Below are 16,187 nucleotides of genomic sequence, written 5' to 3'. Positions count from 1 at the left end.
TTTATCTATTATATCAACCTTTTGAAAAATTCGTTTGCACCTCTTGAATTGGCCAATATCGCAAATCAACTTTACCGACGACTGTATCAGCTTTTACAAAGCCAAAGTGTCTACTATCCCAGCTCCCGAGCCGGTTATCACCTACTACAAAAATAAACCCAGGTGGCACCAGTTTTTCTTTCGTTAACTCTTCTAATGTAAAGTCGCCTGTTAGTTGCCTTCCGTTTATCTCTTTCTTATACTTCTCTAAATACGGCTCATCAATAAATTGACCGTTTATATATAACTTATCCTGCTTATATTCAATATGATCTCCAGGTAAACCGATAATCCGCTTTACATAGTCCTCTTTTTTATTCGCATGAAATACCACAACGTCAAATCTGTTCAAGTCCCCAACTTGATAACTCACCTTATTTACAACTAGCATATTGCCATCTTGCAATGTCGGCATCATTGACTTCCCCTCTACAACATACGTTGAAAAGAAAAACGTTCGAAAAAATACAGCTAATAATACACCAATTAAAATTGTTCGTATCCACTCCATGCCTTCTTTTTTCAAAGTTTTCTTCATCTGCTTCTCCCCTTATCCTTTAATACTGAAGCTTTCCTTTACAAAGAAGACTATTCTTAATGTAGTTCTAACTTTACTTCGATTTTCTTACCGACATACCATAAAATAAAAATACCAATCGCTACAATAACTGATTTCACCGGATTATGAATAAATGACATTAAATCATGACCGATATACGTTAAAATAAAAATCATCACAAGTTTTCCGAATGCTAACGCTAGACCAAACTGTTTTACACTAATTCGGGATAAACCAGCGACAACATTTATGAGCGCTGACGGTGTAAACGGAAAACAAAATATAACAAAAATCGGTGCGAATCCTTTCCTTTCAATCCACCCCATTGCTTTTCGTACTCTCTCATGCTTATTTACAAACGAAAAGAAACGACTGCGACCAAAATGGCGGATGATGAAAAAGACAAGTAACGCACCCATTACTGATCCAAGCCATGAATAAAGAAAACCGAGCCAAAAGCCAAATGCAACAGCATTCGCCAGTACAAATACAATAAGCGGTAATGCTGGAATCAACGCCTCTATCATCGGTAAACCAATACCAAGAAGTGGTCCGAACGCTTTATAACTCTCAACAATATGATCCATATTTTCTGGTGAAAAATACTCTTTGATTGTCTGAAAATCCATTCTACACTTTACCCCTTTACTCTAAATACTATCCCTACTGTATCATTGCTTATATGAAAGAGGAAATGGTAGATACGACATATGGAGATGTATTTATTAAAGTTTCCATATCTTTCATAAGAATTCCTTCATTATTTAGCTATGATAATCTATCAATATTCGACAGGACGTGTCATTCGTTTTGTTATTTAGATTGTTTTTTTGATTTTTTCGGTAAATGAAATTACAATGGTGATTTTCTAAATATAACAATTACAACTCGGTTTTTCTAATATATCGCCTTACCTACAAAGACTGATAAAGTGAAACTTTAATCAGTGGGGATTTTGTTGATCCCCCGCTTAACTTCTTTGCTTTCGCTGAATTTGGAGGCGGGGGTCTTACTGCCCACAAATAACAGGATAAACAAAAAAGAATGGGGATTCCCCCATCCTTTCACACTTCGCCTTCCTTCACAAAATACACACTCTCATAAGCGGGTCTTAATGTTGATTCCTCTTTTTTATCAACCTCTTTAAAACAAGGATTCCCTTGTTTTTTCCTACGATCTTCATATTCAGTACGTAATTTCGCTGTACGATTTTGTTGATTTTCAAAACTAGTTTTTGATATCTCTAATTTCACAGCAAAGCCATTTATAAATCTAATAATAAGATTTCCATCTTTTAATTCTTTATTACTTTCAATATAAAAATGAGACAACCAAGCACACTCTTTTCTAGAGTAAGAATAGGTAGGGAAAAAATAAAGTTGATCTGCTGGACTAATCGCAATCGGTGCTTTATGTGTAATATGAGTTAACTCTTTCGTTCCTTCTTTTCTGCCTAAGAAACTAGAGCCATGCTTGCGGCAACTTCTTTCTATAATATCTAGAGGTTTTTGAAATACGAAAAAAGAATCATTCATTTCAACGACTCGCGTAACAATTTTCTTTTCACTTAGAATAACAGGAAGTAAGGCCATCGTATTTTTCGTTACAACATAATTTTCGACATAGCGTTCCACTTTACTTTCCATACTCCATTATCTCCTTTTTTCCATTTATATTAGCAGCTGCATATATAATTTTAGCATCTATGAAAAGGAAATAGCTTACAAGTTCCGCTTTTTTACAATTTTTTATCATTTATCAAACATTTGTTAAATAAAAAAATCACGATATAGTAATGATTTAATTTTAGAGTTATAAAAACAGCATTTATACTACCTATAAATATTTATTATCCCTTCCTATTTTCACATCATGAAAACAATTAACTTTGCTATAATTAAAATGTAAATCCAATATATGGAGGGCCACTATGGAGGAAAAAGAGATCCAACCATCGATTCAAATGAAAAATAGTAGCGTCATTATCGTGAAAAACTCAGCTAGTATTATATTCGGTTTATTTTTCATTCTGCTATTCTTTGCTAAACCGTTTCGTAAATCAAAATGTCCAGAATGTAAAAAACGTGAGAAGAAAAAATCAGGACAAGAACAATAAAAGGCCTTCCTTTATGGAATGCCTTTTTACATTTGTAGTATCATTTTATTTATTCTTCTCCCTAAAAAAACAACTATATTTTCTCCCAAGGTTCTCTACATCTTTTTTGATTTGTAATATGATCCTTATATAAAACATGAGAAAGAGTATTTGTATTTGTTACCCGCTTTTAATTTTTATTAAACACTTCAAATTTGTACATCTTTATCCATCACTAACAATTCGTTAATTAGTTAACTTTGTAATATAAGTTTTGTATATAATATCATTCAAAAACACAATATATATAAGTAGCTATTTATAATTACATTGCTTTTTATCGAATTCCAAAAAGGAGCTGTATACTATGGACAAAGAAAATCTATTAAGCCAGCAGGTTAATAGCATCCCCTCAGATGCTCTGAATACCCCTAGTAAGGAACAAGAACAACTGTTAGAAACATCTTCTCAAAACGTACAAAATTCCAACAACAACACTAACAAAAAAGATGTTACTCAAGGTCTATCTGGAAAAGATTTCCCTATTTCAACAGAGAATACAAATTTATAGTTATTTACTATCATACGCAACAAATGCTCTTGCTGAACTAATTCTTCTACAGAAACTAATACGCATTCCCGGTGATTTTTCACCAGTTTTAACATAAAAAAAGAGATTTATATATAAAAACAGGCTCTGGAAAAACTTTCTCCACAACAAAAAAAGGATGGCATTAGCCATCCTTTTTTCCATCATCAACTATAAAATTATAGTTTGATTACGTTTTTAGCTTGAGGTCCACGGTTACCTTCTTCGATTTCGAAGCTAACTTTTTGACCTTCTTCTAGAGATTTGAAACCGTCAGTTTCGATTGCAGAGAAGTGTACGAATACGTCGTTTTCGCCTGGAACTTCGATGAAACCGAAGCCTTTTTCGTTGTTAAACCATTTTACTTGTCCTGTTACTGCCATAATTATTTCCTCCTAAGAAAATACAAATTTTAAATTTTTTAGTCTTCCTGTCTAAAAAAAGAATCCACACATTATCAAATACGAAACATAAACTAGTTCTCACATACTTTTTCTCGTTCGTTTCCAGCACTTGATAACATATGGATTGCTTAATTTAACTATTCAACTGACATCATCATAGCACATTAAAATAAAATGTACAATCTTTTTCGAAAATAGAATTTCTAATTTTTAGTATTTCTTATAAAATATACTTATCTCTATTCTAAATAAGGGGGAGTTTATGACCAATAAAATTTCTAGAAAAACATTAAAAAGAATTGAAGAGGATATTGAAAATAATAATCTTGGAAAAGCAAGAGATAGATTGCATGGCCTCATCTTTACATACCCAAATGAATTACATCTTCGAAAACAACTCGGAGATATTTATTATACATTACAATATCCAGAAATGGCTGGACGTTACTGGTATCTAGAGGAGCATAAAACAGACATTATGCATGAATCATGTTTATTATTTGAAAAATCAATGGGAAATAGTCCTCATCATATTGCACGTGCTTTAAAGTTTAAAGGCGATTCTAACCCTATAAAAGGTTTGTATAAAGATCAACCTTTATCTTCAGTGCAGAAGAAAGTAGCAGAGGAGTTAATTTATGAGTATAAAGAAACATGGCAAGATAAGCTAGTTCCTTTTGGCTGTCTAGCATTGCTTGCTTCCCTTCTCTTTTCTGCCGTTGTTGGTCTATTCACTATTTGGAATTGGATTTTTTAATTACAGGGGGAACTTTCACATGTCAAACTACGCTAAAGAAGAAAGGCTAACAGGGGGAAACGTCTCAAGCGTATATCGTTCTGAAAATACTGTTCGGCGAGAGTTAAAGCCAGGCAGTGAAAAGATTCATAAGCTATTGCAACATTTAGAAAACAAAGGATTTCATTATGCTCCAAAGTTTTTAGGTGTAGATGAAAAGGATAGAGAGATTTTATCCTTTATTGAAGGAGAAGCTGGCAATTATCCTTTAAAAGAATATATGCGATCTAATGATGTATTAAAAGAAATAGCAAAGATGCTCCGCCTTTACCATGATGCTGTAAGTGATTTTCCGTTATTAGATGATTGGAAACCGATGAATCATACTCCAAATAACATTGAGGTTTTATGTCACAATGATTTTGCCATATATAACATTATTTTTAATAATGAGAAGCCAGTAGGGATTATTGATTTCGATGTTGCTGCTCCTGGTCCAAGACTATGGGATATCGCTTATACACTTTATACTTGTGTGCCTTTAAGTAGAGTGTATTATACAGAATCCGGTGAAGCCGTTCATTATGACTCATCGCAACATGCAGATCGTATTAAAGAGAGAATGAATTTGTTCGTTCAGTCCTATGATAAAAATATGAATGAAGATTACTTAGGAATGGTGTTACTTCGATTAGAAGGATTATGTACATATATGAAACGAAAAGCGCAAGAAGGCGACTTGAATTTCCAAAGAATGATCGATGAAGGACATCTAGAGCATTATGAGAAAGATATAAAGTTTATTCGTAATCATAGGGCTGAGTGGAGTTGATTTAGTAATAAAGAAAAGGAAGTATCGTTTTTTGCCGACAACTCCATCTCTCTTTTCGAATCGTTTAGAAAATAACAAGGGGCACCTTTCAAAAAAGGTGCCCCTTCCTTTTATTTCGTAAACTGTGCTTCTTCTGTAGATCCTTTTAACGCTGTCGTTGATGAAGTTCCGCCTGTAATCACTTGTGCCACTTCATCAAAGTAACCTGTTCCTACTTCGCGTTGATGACGTGTTGCAGAGTAGCCGTGTTTTTCAGCTGCGAATTCTGCTTGTTGTAGTTCAGAGTATGCTGCCATGCCGCGCTCTTTATAGCCACGTGCTAGTTCAAACATACCGTAATTTAATGAATGGAATCCAGCAAGTGTTACGAATTGGAACTTGTAACCGTAAGATGCGATTTCCTTTTGGAAGCTTGCAATTGTTTTTTCATCTAGTTTTTGTTTCCAGTTGAATGAAGGTGAGCAGTTATATGCAAGTAGCTTCCCTGGATGCTCCTTATGAATTGCGTCCGCAAATCGTTTTGCATCTTCTAAATTTGGTTCTGAAGTTTCACACCAAACGAGGTCTGCGTACGGTGCATACGCTAAACCGCGCGCAATTGCTTGATCAAGACCTGCATTCGTACGGTAAAATCCTTCTGGTGTTCTTTCTCCTGTAATAAATGCTTTATCAACAGGATCGATATCGCTCGTAATTAAATCAGCTGCATCCGCATCTGTTCTTGCAACGATAATTGTCGGCACTCCCATTACATCTGCTGCAAGGCGTGCAGAAATTAAATTGCGTACTGCTGTTTGCGTTGGTAGTAGTACTTTTCCACCTAAATGGCCACATTTTTTCTCTGAAGATAATTGATCTTCAAAATGCACACCTGATGCACCTGCTTCAATCATACCTTTCATCAGTTCGAATACATTTAATTGCCCACCAAATCCAGCTTCTGCATCTGCTACAATCGGTACGAAATAGTCTGTATCATCGCTTCCTTCCATATGCTGAATTTGGTCCGCACGTTGAAGCGTTTGATTAATTCGTTTTACTACAGCAGGTACGCTGTTCGCTGGATATAAACTTTGGTCTGGATACATATGTCCAGAAAGGTTTGCATCAGCTGCTACTTGCCAACCACTTAAGTAAATCGCTTTTAACCCAGCTTTTACTTGTTGCATCGCTTGGTTTCCTGTTAATGCGCCAAGTGCGTTAATATAGTCTTCTGTATGAAGCGATGTCCAAAGCTTCTCAGCGCCGCGACGCGCTAACGTATGTTCAATATCAATTGACCCGCGCAGGCGAATTACATCTTCTGCCGAATATGGACGTGTGATCCCTTTCCAACGCTCATCTAATTCCCAGCTTTCTTGTAACTTCTCGATTCTTTCGTTTTTCATTTGTTCCATCCCCTTTTCATTTTTTATAAAATTTCATAACCCGGTAATGTTAAAAATGGTACGAATTCATCATTCCGAACGAGATTTGTAAACAACGTTGTCGCCTCTTGGAATCTTCCTTTCTTAAAGGCTTCCTTACCAATCTCTCTTTCTATTTTTGCTAATTCTTCTTCTTTTAACTCTTCCATTAATTCAAACGTAATATTACGACCATCATTTAGTTTTCCACCTTCATGACGAATCCATTGCCATACTTGTGCTCTTGAAATTTCAGCTGTTGCCGCATCTTCCATTAAGTTATAAATGGGTGCTGCTCCCCGTCCGCTTAACCAAGATGCAATATATTGAATACCTACGCTAATATTCATGCGAAGGCCCTCTTCTGTAATCGTTCCCACCGGTACCTCTAGTAAATCATTTTCTGTTACACATATTTCTTCACGTTTTCTAAAAATTTGATTTGGTGTTTTCATAATGTGATTAAACACTTCCATTGCAACTGGTACAAGTCCAGGGTGGGCGACCCAAGTCCCGTCATGACCGTCTAAAGCTTCGCGTTCCTTATCAGCACGCACTTTTTCAAAAGCTGCTTCATTTGCTTCTGGATTATTTTTAATCGGAATTTGTGCCGCCATTCCTCCAATTGCTGGTGCATTACGGCGGTGACATGTTTGAATTACTTTCAAAGAATACGAACGCATAAATGGCGCCGTCATCGTGACTTGTGCTCTATCTGGTAGTAAGAATTTATTATGATTACGGAAACTCTTTAAAAAGCTAAAAATATAATCCCATCTTCCGCAATTTAAGCCAGCAGAATGATCTTTTAGCTCATATAAAATTTCATCCATTTCAAACGAAGCGTGAATCGTTTCTAGTAACACAGTTGCTTTAATCGTTCCGTTTGGAATGCCGATATATTTTTGAGCAAATACGAATACATCATTCCATAATCTCGCTTCTAAATAACTTTCCATTTTCGGTAAGTAAAAGTATGGGCCGCTCCCTTTTGCTAAAAGAGCTTTCGCATTATGGAAAAAATACAAGCCGAAATCTACTAAACTACCCGACATATTTTTCCCATCAACTTGCATATGCTTTTCCTCTAAATGCCATCCTCTTGGACGTACAATGAGTACAGCTGTTTTCTCATTTAATCTATATTCTTTCCCTTTATCATTTTCATGTGAAATCGTTCCCTTTACTGCATCTCGTAAATTGATTTGACCTTCAACTGCGTTTTCCCAAGTTGGTGCATTCGAATCTTCAAAATCCGCCATAAAAAGATGCGCACCTGAATTTAAAGCGTTAATGACCATCTTTCTATCTACCGGTCCAGTAATCTCTACGCGGCGATCCTCTAAGTCTTTTGGCAGCTTGGCAATTGTCCAATCCGCTTCACGTATGTGTTTTGTTTCTTCTAGAAACTTCGGAAACTCCCCTGCATCAATTCTCTTTTGTTTTTCTACACGTTTTTGTAAAAGTTCTATGCGGCGCTCATTAAAATTCTCATGTAGTTCCTTCAAAAAACTAAGCACCTCAGGTGTCAATATTTCGTTGTACGCTGGTAACATTTCTCCAACGAGTGTAACCCGTGAAGTTTGCGTCGACATATTAGCATCCCCTTCTTAAACTGTTTTATAACAGATTTGTTTTCATGTTTTATATTATATAACAAATCTTCAGAAAAGGAAGTTTTTTTTGAAAATTCATTTCATTTTTTTCAAAACGCCATTCTTTCGCGCTTTATTTCATACAAAAAAAGACCGCTGTTATACAACAACGACCTTTTTGTATTATTTTTAAATTTCACTTTGACTAGTTAAACTTTATTACTGCCCTTGTTCCATATCATGCAATATTGCTCTATGTAAAAACTGTGCGTATTGTTCTCTCGTTACCTTCATAGACGGACCGAATTTACCTTCTCCGATTCCCATTGTAATACCATTTGTTTGTACTGCACTAATTGCATTCGTTGCCCATGAATTTGCTGAAACATCATTAAAGTTATGAGATCCCTTTGCCTGTAAGTCAAAAGCATTCGTAAGAACTTGTGCCATTTCCGCACGCGTTAACGTCGCCTTCGGTCTAAAGTTTCCATTCTCGTCTCCCTGGAAAATTCCCATTTCCGTTAAAGCCAATATCTCCTCGATAAAGCTTGTTGAATTTTCATCAATATCTCCATATGGGTTTTCATATTCATCTTGTTCTTCCATATCAAACACACGGTAAATTAAAGCTGCAACTTGCTCACGTGTTACATTATCCCCAAAACCGAATATTCCATCGCCATATCCCAAAATAATTTCTTGTTCCGCTAATTCATGAATTGCCTCATATGCCCAATGTCCTTTTGGTACATCTTTAAATACAATTGTATTTGTTTTTTGCAACGGTGCACTTTCCGCTTTTACACTGTTACTCTCTGCTGAGAATAACACCCCACCCATAATTGTTAATGCTGTAGCTGTTTTTAATAATTTTTTGCTCATCAAATTATCTCCCCAATATGTATATGTTTTTTTAAAAATATACAGAATAAATGGTATAGTGACAATATATTTTTCGACACATTTCGTGACGGTTTTGTGAATCATATTACATATCATGTCTTTTTCATCGGGTTGATTATAAAGCTTGTGTATAACCATAAAAATACATAAATGCGAATAATAATTCTTTTTTAAACAAACAAAAAAGCACAAATATTTCTATTTGTGCTTTCATATTTCACTCTACTTCCAATCCTCTTTCAAATGATAATTAATAATCGCATTATTAATAAACTGAGCATATTGTTCTCTAGGTACAGGGCGATTTAATTCATACATGCCATTCCCAGTTCCTCTCACAACATTATTAGATTGTAACGCACTAATTGCATCTTCTGCCCAGTGGCCTTTTGGAATATCTTTAAATGTATGTTTTTGTTTCGTTTCAAAATTAAATGCTCGTTTTAAAATGACAGCCATTTCCGCTCTAGAGATTGGTGCTTTCGGCCTAAAATCTCCATGGCCATCCCCTGTAAAAACACCACGTTTTGTTAACGCCAAAATTTCCTTTTTAAAAGTTGTTGTACTATCAGAAACATCTTTATATGGATTCGCTACTGGCCCTTCTTCTTTTATCTCAAGTGTTCTGTAAATAGTCCCAGCTACTTGTTCACTTGTTATAAGATCACCAACACCATACTTCCCGTTTCCATACCCTAATATAATTTTATGATATGCTAAATCCATAATAGCATCATATGCCCAAAATCCGTATGGAACATCTTCAAACACAATCATTTGTGGATACTCTTCCGCTTTTACAAGCGTCACATTCGTCCCTGCAAATATACCTCCTGCCATTGTCGCAATCATCATTACACCTAATATTTTTCTCTTCATTGTCCTCTCTCCCTATTTCATTCAAATAAAATGAACTTCATTGTTTCAGGAGTATTATTTTTTGGTGAATGTAAGATAAAATGCAAGTCTTCTAGAAGAAATATTTCCACTACCTTTCTGCTTTATGCCTCCTTCTTTCTTTTTCAAAAAGGAAGTTGTCACATCTAAGGTGTTATATACTAAAACATTCTACAATTTCTTTATAAACTCCTTTTCACTTTACAACTTCCCTTTATTGGCACCTAAAGGAGATAGGCTACTATATTCATGGTTTATATTTCAGGGGTAGCATTTTTCGCTGAATTTTGAGGTGGGGGTCTTACTGCCCAGCAAATAACGAGATAAAAAAATCATCCTTTTTTCTTAAAAGAGGATGATTTTTTTATCTTTATTAACACTCAAATATGCTACTACTTTTGAAGAGTAAATTGGGCAACTATTTGTTTTAGTTTTCCTGCTGCGTTATGCATATGTTCAATTGAAATCGAAATCTCTTGAACAGATTTTTCTTGCTGTTGAATAGACTCTTTTACCCTATCAGTTCGGTCAGATGATCTTTGGGAAATTTGAGCCATGTCTTCTGCAGAAGCCGAGATTTCCTCACTACTCGCTGCAATTTCATCTGTAGACATAGATACCGTTTGAATTTGCTCAGATACTTGTTGTACTTTTTCTGTAATTGTTCCAAATACTTTTTCTGTGTGCATTACTACTTGTGTACCTGCCTGTACCTCATTATCTACTTTCCCCATCATATGTACCGTATGGTTCGTTGTTCCCATAACTTGAGTAATAAGATTCTCAATTTGTTTTGCAGAATCACTAGATTGTTCTGCTAATTTCCGCACTTCATCTGCCACAATTGCAAATCCTCTACCACTTTCACCAGCACGTGCAGCCTCAATTGCGGCGTTTAATGCTAATAAGTTAATCTGAGAAGTAATACCTTGCATTACATCAATGATTTTAACAATTTCTTCTGATTGTTCTTTCATAGTCTCTACTTGTTTCACACCGCTATGTACCGAATTTTGGATTGTATCCATCTGTTGAATCATTTGTTTCATTAATTTGTTACCACTCTCTGCATCTAATGCTGATTGAGCAGATAATTCATTTACAGAGGATGATGTATTGACTATACTCTGCATTCCTTGTGTCAACTCTTCCATCGCACCCGCAGTTTGTTCCATTGCTTGCATTTGACTCTCTGCACCATTTGCAACTTCTTCAATATCCATAGTGATTTTCTTCGCTGCACTACTAGATACTTCTGATGCAGATACTACTCCGTCTGCATGTTGGAATAAAAGCTGAATATTATTCTCTACTTCTTGCATATTTGTTCTTAGCCCTGCAATCATCTCGTTAAAATTACTTACTAATACACCTAATTCATCTTTAGCAGTATAATCACCATGTACGGTTAAATCTCCTTCTTTCGCTCTTTCCATCATACGACTAACCGTTTGTAAAGGAGCAACTATAAGCTTGCTAATAATATAACTTACTATACATATAACGATTGTAGTAACTACTACAAGAATGATAAAAGTAATAACGGAACGATCAATCATTTTTTGAGAATCTTTAAATACTTGATCAGCTAAGTTTGAAACATACGATTCTAGATCCACTGCATAACCAGCTAACTCTATTCCCTTCGGTTTTAATTCCTTCTGAAATTCATTTACCATTTGCGGCTCGTTTGTTGCCTTCGCCTTTTCAAATAATTTCTTATATGTATCTTTATAACTTGGTAAAGATTTCTTCATCTTCTGAAACAGTTCATCCTCTTGCTTACTTAAATTAAAACCATCATCATATTCTTTTAATAAAGAATCATATTTTTTAAGATCCTTTTCAATATTATTAATTATTCCCTCTTTATTTGCCACTTCATTTTGTGATGCCGTAATTAACTCTAATAAGTTATATTCTAGTGAATTTTGTGTACGAAGCATTCCTTCTAATAAAATTGCAGAATATTGATAATCATCTACTACAACCTCTGTATCGTGCTTAATCTTATTAATAGAATGAATTGCTACACTACTCATAATTACCATACCTAAAACTGCTAATGAAATAAGCGATAATAATTTATATTTCACTTTTAAATTTTGTAAAAAATACATTTTTCCACCTTTATTCCTTTATATATAGATTTTTAGAATTTCATAGCTTATTATTTACAAAATCGCAATAAAAAGCAATGATAAATATTCCCAATATAAAACTTATATTTCTATAAAAAAAAGTAGCATAATAGCTACTCCTTTTTGCTTTGTTTCTCATATTGTTCAAACGTATGAATTCTTTCAAAAATTGGTGGGTGCGTGTATAAGAAAAATTTCACTAACGCAGGCGGATTTACTTGGCTTAAACTTGTTTTTGATAAATATTGAAAGGTTTTCACACCAGATTTCCCATCCTTCGTCATATTTAAAGCATATTGATCTGCCGCTCTTTCTTCTATACGTGAAACATAGTTTGTTGCTGGTTGCGCTGCAAAAGAGAGTATAGAAGAAATTAAGAAAAATAAAGGTAAAATGGAGAAACATGCCACTTTTGAAATTTGCAATGTATCTCCCCATTTGCGAATACACATATTTATAATACGACTAATTAAAAACATACCTATAAACGATAGCAATACATAACTTGCAACGCCAAAATATATATGTTTCATAACATAATGTCCCATTTCATGAGCCATGATAAATAAAATCTCTTTATCTTTTAACTGCTTAAGCGTTGTATCCCACATTACAATACGGGCGTTAGGGCCAATTCCTGTTACGTAAGCATTTAATGCATTCGTTTTTTCTGACATATTTACTTCATATACGTGTTTAGCAGGAATGTCCGCTTTGTCTGCTATCGCTAAAATTTTCGTTTCTAATTCTTTATTTTTCAGCGTCGAGAAGTCGTTATAAAGCGGATCAATAACGACAGGCTGTATGAATGTTAAAAAGATTGTAAATGGAACAGAGAGCGCCCATCCTGCGAGCCACCATCTCTTCGGAAATTTACGGATAAGCCATAATAGAACGGTCACTACAATTAACATAGTCGCATAACTTTCCCAAAAACCGATAACATGATCTTTTATCCAGCTTTGTGTACTTTGCGTTGAAATGCCGTAATCAACGGACACTTTCCGGCCAATCCATTGCATCGGTAAGGCAAGCACTGTTGTCAGTAATGATAAATAAAAGAAATAAATCGCAACTTGCAAAACACTTATTTTAGTCGTTTCCTTCGACCATTTCTCAAACTTTCTTGAAATACCTAGCACAAGTACAAATAATAAAATAATCCATTCAAGAGGCGTCGCTAAAAAGTATAGTAAATTTTTCACGCGCGAATAATCTTGGCTTAGCGTAAGCTCTCTCGCACTCATAAACGTTTCTGGATCTGCACTCGTTCCCTTATACATGTCCGGAATAAGTTCATGATTCCATCCAAATAAATACCAATATATAAGTAACGCAAATCCAACGTACAAAAAAAGCGACCAACCGATAACCTTCCTCACGCTATTCCCTCCTCTATGCTGCCTGTCTATTATTATTGTAAGTTCGTACACGCTAAATTAGAACAAGCTTATTATGTGAATTGCTCGAAATCCTTTTATTTACATAAAAAAACTCTTCTACACAAGAAGAGTTTTACCTATATCTTTAAACACTTTCTTTAGTTCATAATACGGAATAAGGATCGCACGTACCCTACTTGCTTTTTAGATAACATAAAAAGCCTCTTTAAGGAAGTACATCTATTAATAAATTAAAATCTTGTAAAGAGAAAGAACTATATTTCATAATACCTTGTACAGCTAAAAGTAAAACAAGACCGATCACACACATATAATTAACGCTTTCTTCATTCTTTTTTTCAGTAACCACTCCACCACTTATACATAAAATCCCTAGCAAATGAAGCGCTAAATACATGAAAAAGTAAGCTTCCTCCCAGCGCAAAATAACATTCACTGTCGTTATTAACACTAGACTAAGTAAAATCAAATAAAAAAACTTATTTGATGATATCGTTTCATTCATATAATTTTATACATTCCTTTCAAATTTCGAATTAATGATGTTTCAAAGCTATAAAGTAAATGATTATTTTCATACCATAAAACAAAAGAAAAGCCACCATTACTTTCTCGAATACTTTATGAACCCACACATACTTCTCTTCATTCTTTCTGAAGATGCGCTTCATCATTTCTTCTACAATTAGACCAAATATTAGTAAAACCCCGAACACAATAAGAAGAGAAATAATATTTTCTTTTAAATGAGTACTAGAAAATAAGTAATACTCTGGAAACACAATCGTATCTACTACAGGTTGAAGCCAATGACAAACGCTTTTATCACACATATCTGTAATAGACGTAGAATCTATAATGTCTTTTAATACTTTTTCAACCGTCTTCTTCATCTTATTTACTCCCGACTACATCTGAAAAGCTCTTTTCCTGCTCTGCATATATAACTGGTACTTCTTTACTCCAATATTTACGATTAACAAATAAAAAGATAAGTACTAAGTTTAATCCTGTTATAAAAATAAGAAGTCCAGGAAAGAATGTCGTATAATTTGAGAAATCGGCAAAACTCATAATTTTTTCTCTACTTATTAGAAAAGACGCACCTATTACAAATGCATTGTTTAACATATGTATTGCAATTGGCATGAGTAAACTTTTCGTACGAATATACACGATTGACAATACGATGCTGAATATGGCTGCACCGAGGAAATCAACATGTAACAACGCAAACAATATTGCTACAACGATGATTGCTATGCTCGTTCCCCATTTTATTGCAAAGCGTTGAAGTAAAAATCCGCGAAAAACAAACTCCCCGATAATTGGTGCGATGAATACGACCCTAATGACTTGATATACATATCCCCCAGTACTATCTATAATCGGTTCATGCAATGCATTCATAATAAAGTCCGGTGTAATCCATGCAAAACTATACATATACAAAATAAGATACCCGTAACTAAACATGCATAGCATAATCGTAATGTATAAAACTTGCACCAAGTTAAATGTTTCATTTTTATTAACAAACAATGAAAATGAAATGCGATGCTTTCTATACTCATAAAAAATCCATACGATCGGAAGGATATAGAATATAAGGATATTTATAAAAGAAGAATTTTGTATATGAAATATACTTGTTAGCAAATCGCCACTACTTCTCGCTATTAAAATTAATAGTGCAAATACAATCAAAAAATATCTAGCTCGCATCACTTGAAACGGATTCACACTCATCTCCTCCCCTATGTTACTTTTATCATATCATTTGATTCTTAATTTTTTGCGAAAGAAAACCTTAAAATTTCCTTAAAAATTCCATAAGTTACAAAATGATGATATGATATTCGAGAAAATTAGGAGGGATTTTTATGTACCAAGCAAATATTTTACTTGTTGATGATGAAACAGCAATTTTACAATTACTAACTACCATTCTTGAAAAAGAAGGCTTTTCTCATATTACAACTGCAACATCAGCTGAAATAGCTTTATCTCTAACTAAGCAAAACAATTACGATTTAATTATTTTAGATGTAATGCTTCCTGGACAATCTGGTTTTGATATTTGTCCAATCATTCGCCAACAAACAGATTGTCCAATTTTCTTCCTATCAGCAAAAGCATCTGATTTAGATAAAATATCCGGATTTTCATACGGTGCAGATGATTATATTACGAAGCCCTTTAATCCATTAGAAGTAGTAGCACGCATGAAAGCACAGCTTCGGAGACATATGAAACAAACCATACCACACGAACAAAAATCACACTCGATTTCATTTGGCAGATTTGAAATTGATCAGCACTCTGCAGAACTGACAGTGGATGGTCACATTGTCGAATGTTCCGCTCAACTCTTTCAACTACTACTCTTCTTTTGCGAGAATCCGAACTACGTATTTTCGAAAGAGGAAATATACGAAAAAGTTTGGGGAGCACCTGCCTATAATGGCGATGACAACACTGTTATGGTCCACATTCGAAAACTACGTGAAAAAATTGAACATGATCCAAGTAAACCAGAATATATAAAAACCGTTCGCGGGCTTGGTTATAAGTTCGTTACAAAGTAG

Annotated in this window: 18 protein-coding genes and 1 pseudogene; 5 read left to right on the top strand and 14 right to left on the bottom strand. The window is 34.5% G+C overall.

The window, feature by feature from the left end; all coding sequences use genetic code 11:
- Nucleotides 1-13: 13 nt before the first annotated feature.
- The 3 genes from lepB to ACS2QP_RS18205 all read right to left on the bottom strand — a co-directional run bounded on the left by lepB (nt 14) and on the right by ACS2QP_RS18205 (nt 2,244).
- Nucleotides 14-577, bottom strand: coding sequence for a signal peptidase I (gene lepB, locus ACS2QP_RS18215; protein ID WP_000751919.1), 564 nt, complete (start codon nt 575-577; stop codon nt 14-16).
- Nucleotides 578-633: 56 nt separating this feature from the next.
- Nucleotides 634-1,227: a TVP38/TMEM64 family protein gene (locus tag ACS2QP_RS18210; RefSeq protein WP_000347517.1), complete on the bottom strand. Its 594-nt coding sequence runs from the start codon at nt 1,225-1,227 to the stop codon at nt 634-636.
- A gap of 435 nt (nt 1,228-1,662) precedes the next feature.
- Nucleotides 1,663-2,244 (bottom strand): competence protein ComK, encoded by a 582-nt coding sequence (locus tag ACS2QP_RS18205; RefSeq protein ID WP_000444443.1) that lies wholly within the window; start codon nt 2,242-2,244, stop codon nt 1,663-1,665.
- A 284-nt stretch (nt 2,245-2,528) separates the two neighbouring features.
- On the opposite strand from ACS2QP_RS18205, the gene ACS2QP_RS18200 reads away from it, so the two are divergent.
- Together ACS2QP_RS18200 and ACS2QP_RS18195 are read left to right on the top strand one after the other, a co-directional pair.
- On the top strand, nt 2,529-2,714 hold the full coding sequence (locus ACS2QP_RS18200) for a hypothetical protein (protein WP_000391373.1): 186 nt from the start codon (nt 2,529-2,531) through the stop codon (nt 2,712-2,714).
- A 346-nt stretch (nt 2,715-3,060) separates the two neighbouring features.
- The gene (locus tag ACS2QP_RS18195) at nt 3,061-3,264 is read left to right on the top strand and encodes a hypothetical protein (protein WP_000356916.1); all 204 of its coding nucleotides are present in this window, start codon (nt 3,061-3,063) and stop codon (nt 3,262-3,264) included.
- 197 nt (nt 3,265-3,461) lie between these two features.
- Here the strand turns inward: ACS2QP_RS18195 and cspA are convergent, their stop codons facing one another.
- Entirely contained in the window at nt 3,462-3,665 is a 204-nt protein-coding gene (gene cspA, locus ACS2QP_RS18190; protein ID WP_000301519.1) for an RNA chaperone/antiterminator CspA, read from the bottom strand.
- A 283-nt stretch (nt 3,666-3,948) separates the two neighbouring features.
- Between cspA and ACS2QP_RS18185 the strand changes: the two genes are divergently transcribed.
- Both ACS2QP_RS18185 and ACS2QP_RS18180 read left to right on the top strand, forming a co-directional pair.
- Nucleotides 3,949-4,443 (top strand): DUF6584 family protein, encoded by a 495-nt coding sequence (locus ACS2QP_RS18185; RefSeq protein WP_438882713.1) that lies wholly within the window; start codon nt 3,949-3,951, stop codon nt 4,441-4,443.
- Nucleotides 4,444-4,462: 19 nt separating this feature from the next.
- A complete protein-coding gene (locus ACS2QP_RS18180; RefSeq protein ID WP_438882712.1) occupies nt 4,463-5,254 on the top strand; it encodes a phosphotransferase in 792 nt (263 codons plus the stop codon).
- 110 nt (nt 5,255-5,364) lie between these two features.
- On the opposite strand, the gene aceA is transcribed toward ACS2QP_RS18180, so the two are convergent.
- From aceA to ACS2QP_RS18130, 10 genes and pseudogenes are all read right to left on the bottom strand, one after another.
- Nucleotides 5,365-6,642: an isocitrate lyase gene (aceA, locus tag ACS2QP_RS18175; protein WP_000787346.1), complete on the bottom strand. Its 1,278-nt coding sequence runs from the start codon at nt 6,640-6,642 to the stop codon at nt 5,365-5,367.
- Nucleotides 6,643-6,665: 23 nt separating this feature from the next.
- The gene (aceB, locus tag ACS2QP_RS18170) at nt 6,666-8,255 is read right to left on the bottom strand and encodes a malate synthase A (RefSeq protein WP_326234785.1); all 1,590 of its coding nucleotides are present in this window, start codon (nt 8,253-8,255) and stop codon (nt 6,666-6,668) included.
- Between the two features lie 219 nt (nt 8,256-8,474).
- Nucleotides 8,475-9,242 (bottom strand): S-layer homology domain-containing protein, encoded by a 768-nt coding sequence (locus tag ACS2QP_RS18165; RefSeq protein WP_113304420.1) that lies wholly within the window; start codon nt 9,240-9,242, stop codon nt 8,475-8,477.
- Nucleotides 9,243-9,380: 138 nt separating this feature from the next.
- Nucleotides 9,381-10,037 carry an S-layer homology domain-containing protein gene (locus ACS2QP_RS18160; RefSeq protein ID WP_438882711.1) on the bottom strand — a complete coding sequence of 219 codons (657 nt, stop codon included), beginning with the start codon at nt 10,035-10,037 and terminating at the stop codon, nt 9,381-9,383.
- Nucleotides 10,038-10,447: 410 nt separating this feature from the next.
- Complete coding sequence (locus ACS2QP_RS18155; RefSeq protein WP_407543961.1) at nt 10,448-11,239, bottom strand: methyl-accepting chemotaxis protein; 792 nt, start codon at nt 11,237-11,239, stop codon at nt 10,448-10,450.
- 156 nt (nt 11,240-11,395) lie between these two features.
- Nucleotides 11,396-12,175 (bottom strand): annotated as a pseudogene (locus tag ACS2QP_RS18150) (MCP four helix bundle domain-containing protein); the annotation flags it as partial.
- Nucleotides 12,176-12,309: 134 nt separating this feature from the next.
- A complete protein-coding gene (locus ACS2QP_RS18145; protein ID WP_001233314.1) occupies nt 12,310-13,578 on the bottom strand; it encodes a M48 family metallopeptidase in 1,269 nt (422 codons plus the stop codon).
- A gap of 226 nt (nt 13,579-13,804) precedes the next feature.
- Entirely contained in the window at nt 13,805-14,104 is a 300-nt protein-coding gene (locus ACS2QP_RS18140; protein WP_016082517.1) for a DUF2101 family protein, read from the bottom strand.
- 31 nt (nt 14,105-14,135) lie between these two features.
- Nucleotides 14,136-14,492, bottom strand: a complete 357-nt coding sequence (locus ACS2QP_RS18135; protein WP_078421046.1) for a hypothetical protein — start codon at nt 14,490-14,492, stop codon at nt 14,136-14,138.
- Nucleotide 14,493: 1 nt separating this feature from the next.
- Nucleotides 14,494-15,342 (bottom strand): CPBP family intramembrane glutamic endopeptidase, encoded by an 849-nt coding sequence (locus tag ACS2QP_RS18130; protein WP_139365845.1) that lies wholly within the window; start codon nt 15,340-15,342, stop codon nt 14,494-14,496.
- A gap of 140 nt (nt 15,343-15,482) precedes the next feature.
- Here ACS2QP_RS18130 and ACS2QP_RS18125 point away from each other — a divergent pair, with 140 nt between their 5' ends.
- On the top strand, nt 15,483-16,187 hold the full coding sequence (locus ACS2QP_RS18125) for a response regulator transcription factor (RefSeq protein WP_000283863.1): 705 nt from the start codon (nt 15,483-15,485) through the stop codon (nt 16,185-16,187).

It is taken from the genome of Bacillus cereus group sp. Bce019, assembly GCF_051781745.1.
Classification (GTDB): domain Bacteria; phylum Bacillota; class Bacilli; order Bacillales; family Bacillaceae_G; genus Bacillus_A; species Bacillus_A cereus.
Note: the sequence above shows the minus strand (reverse complement) of the source record. Positions and strands in the feature narration are given on the sequence as shown.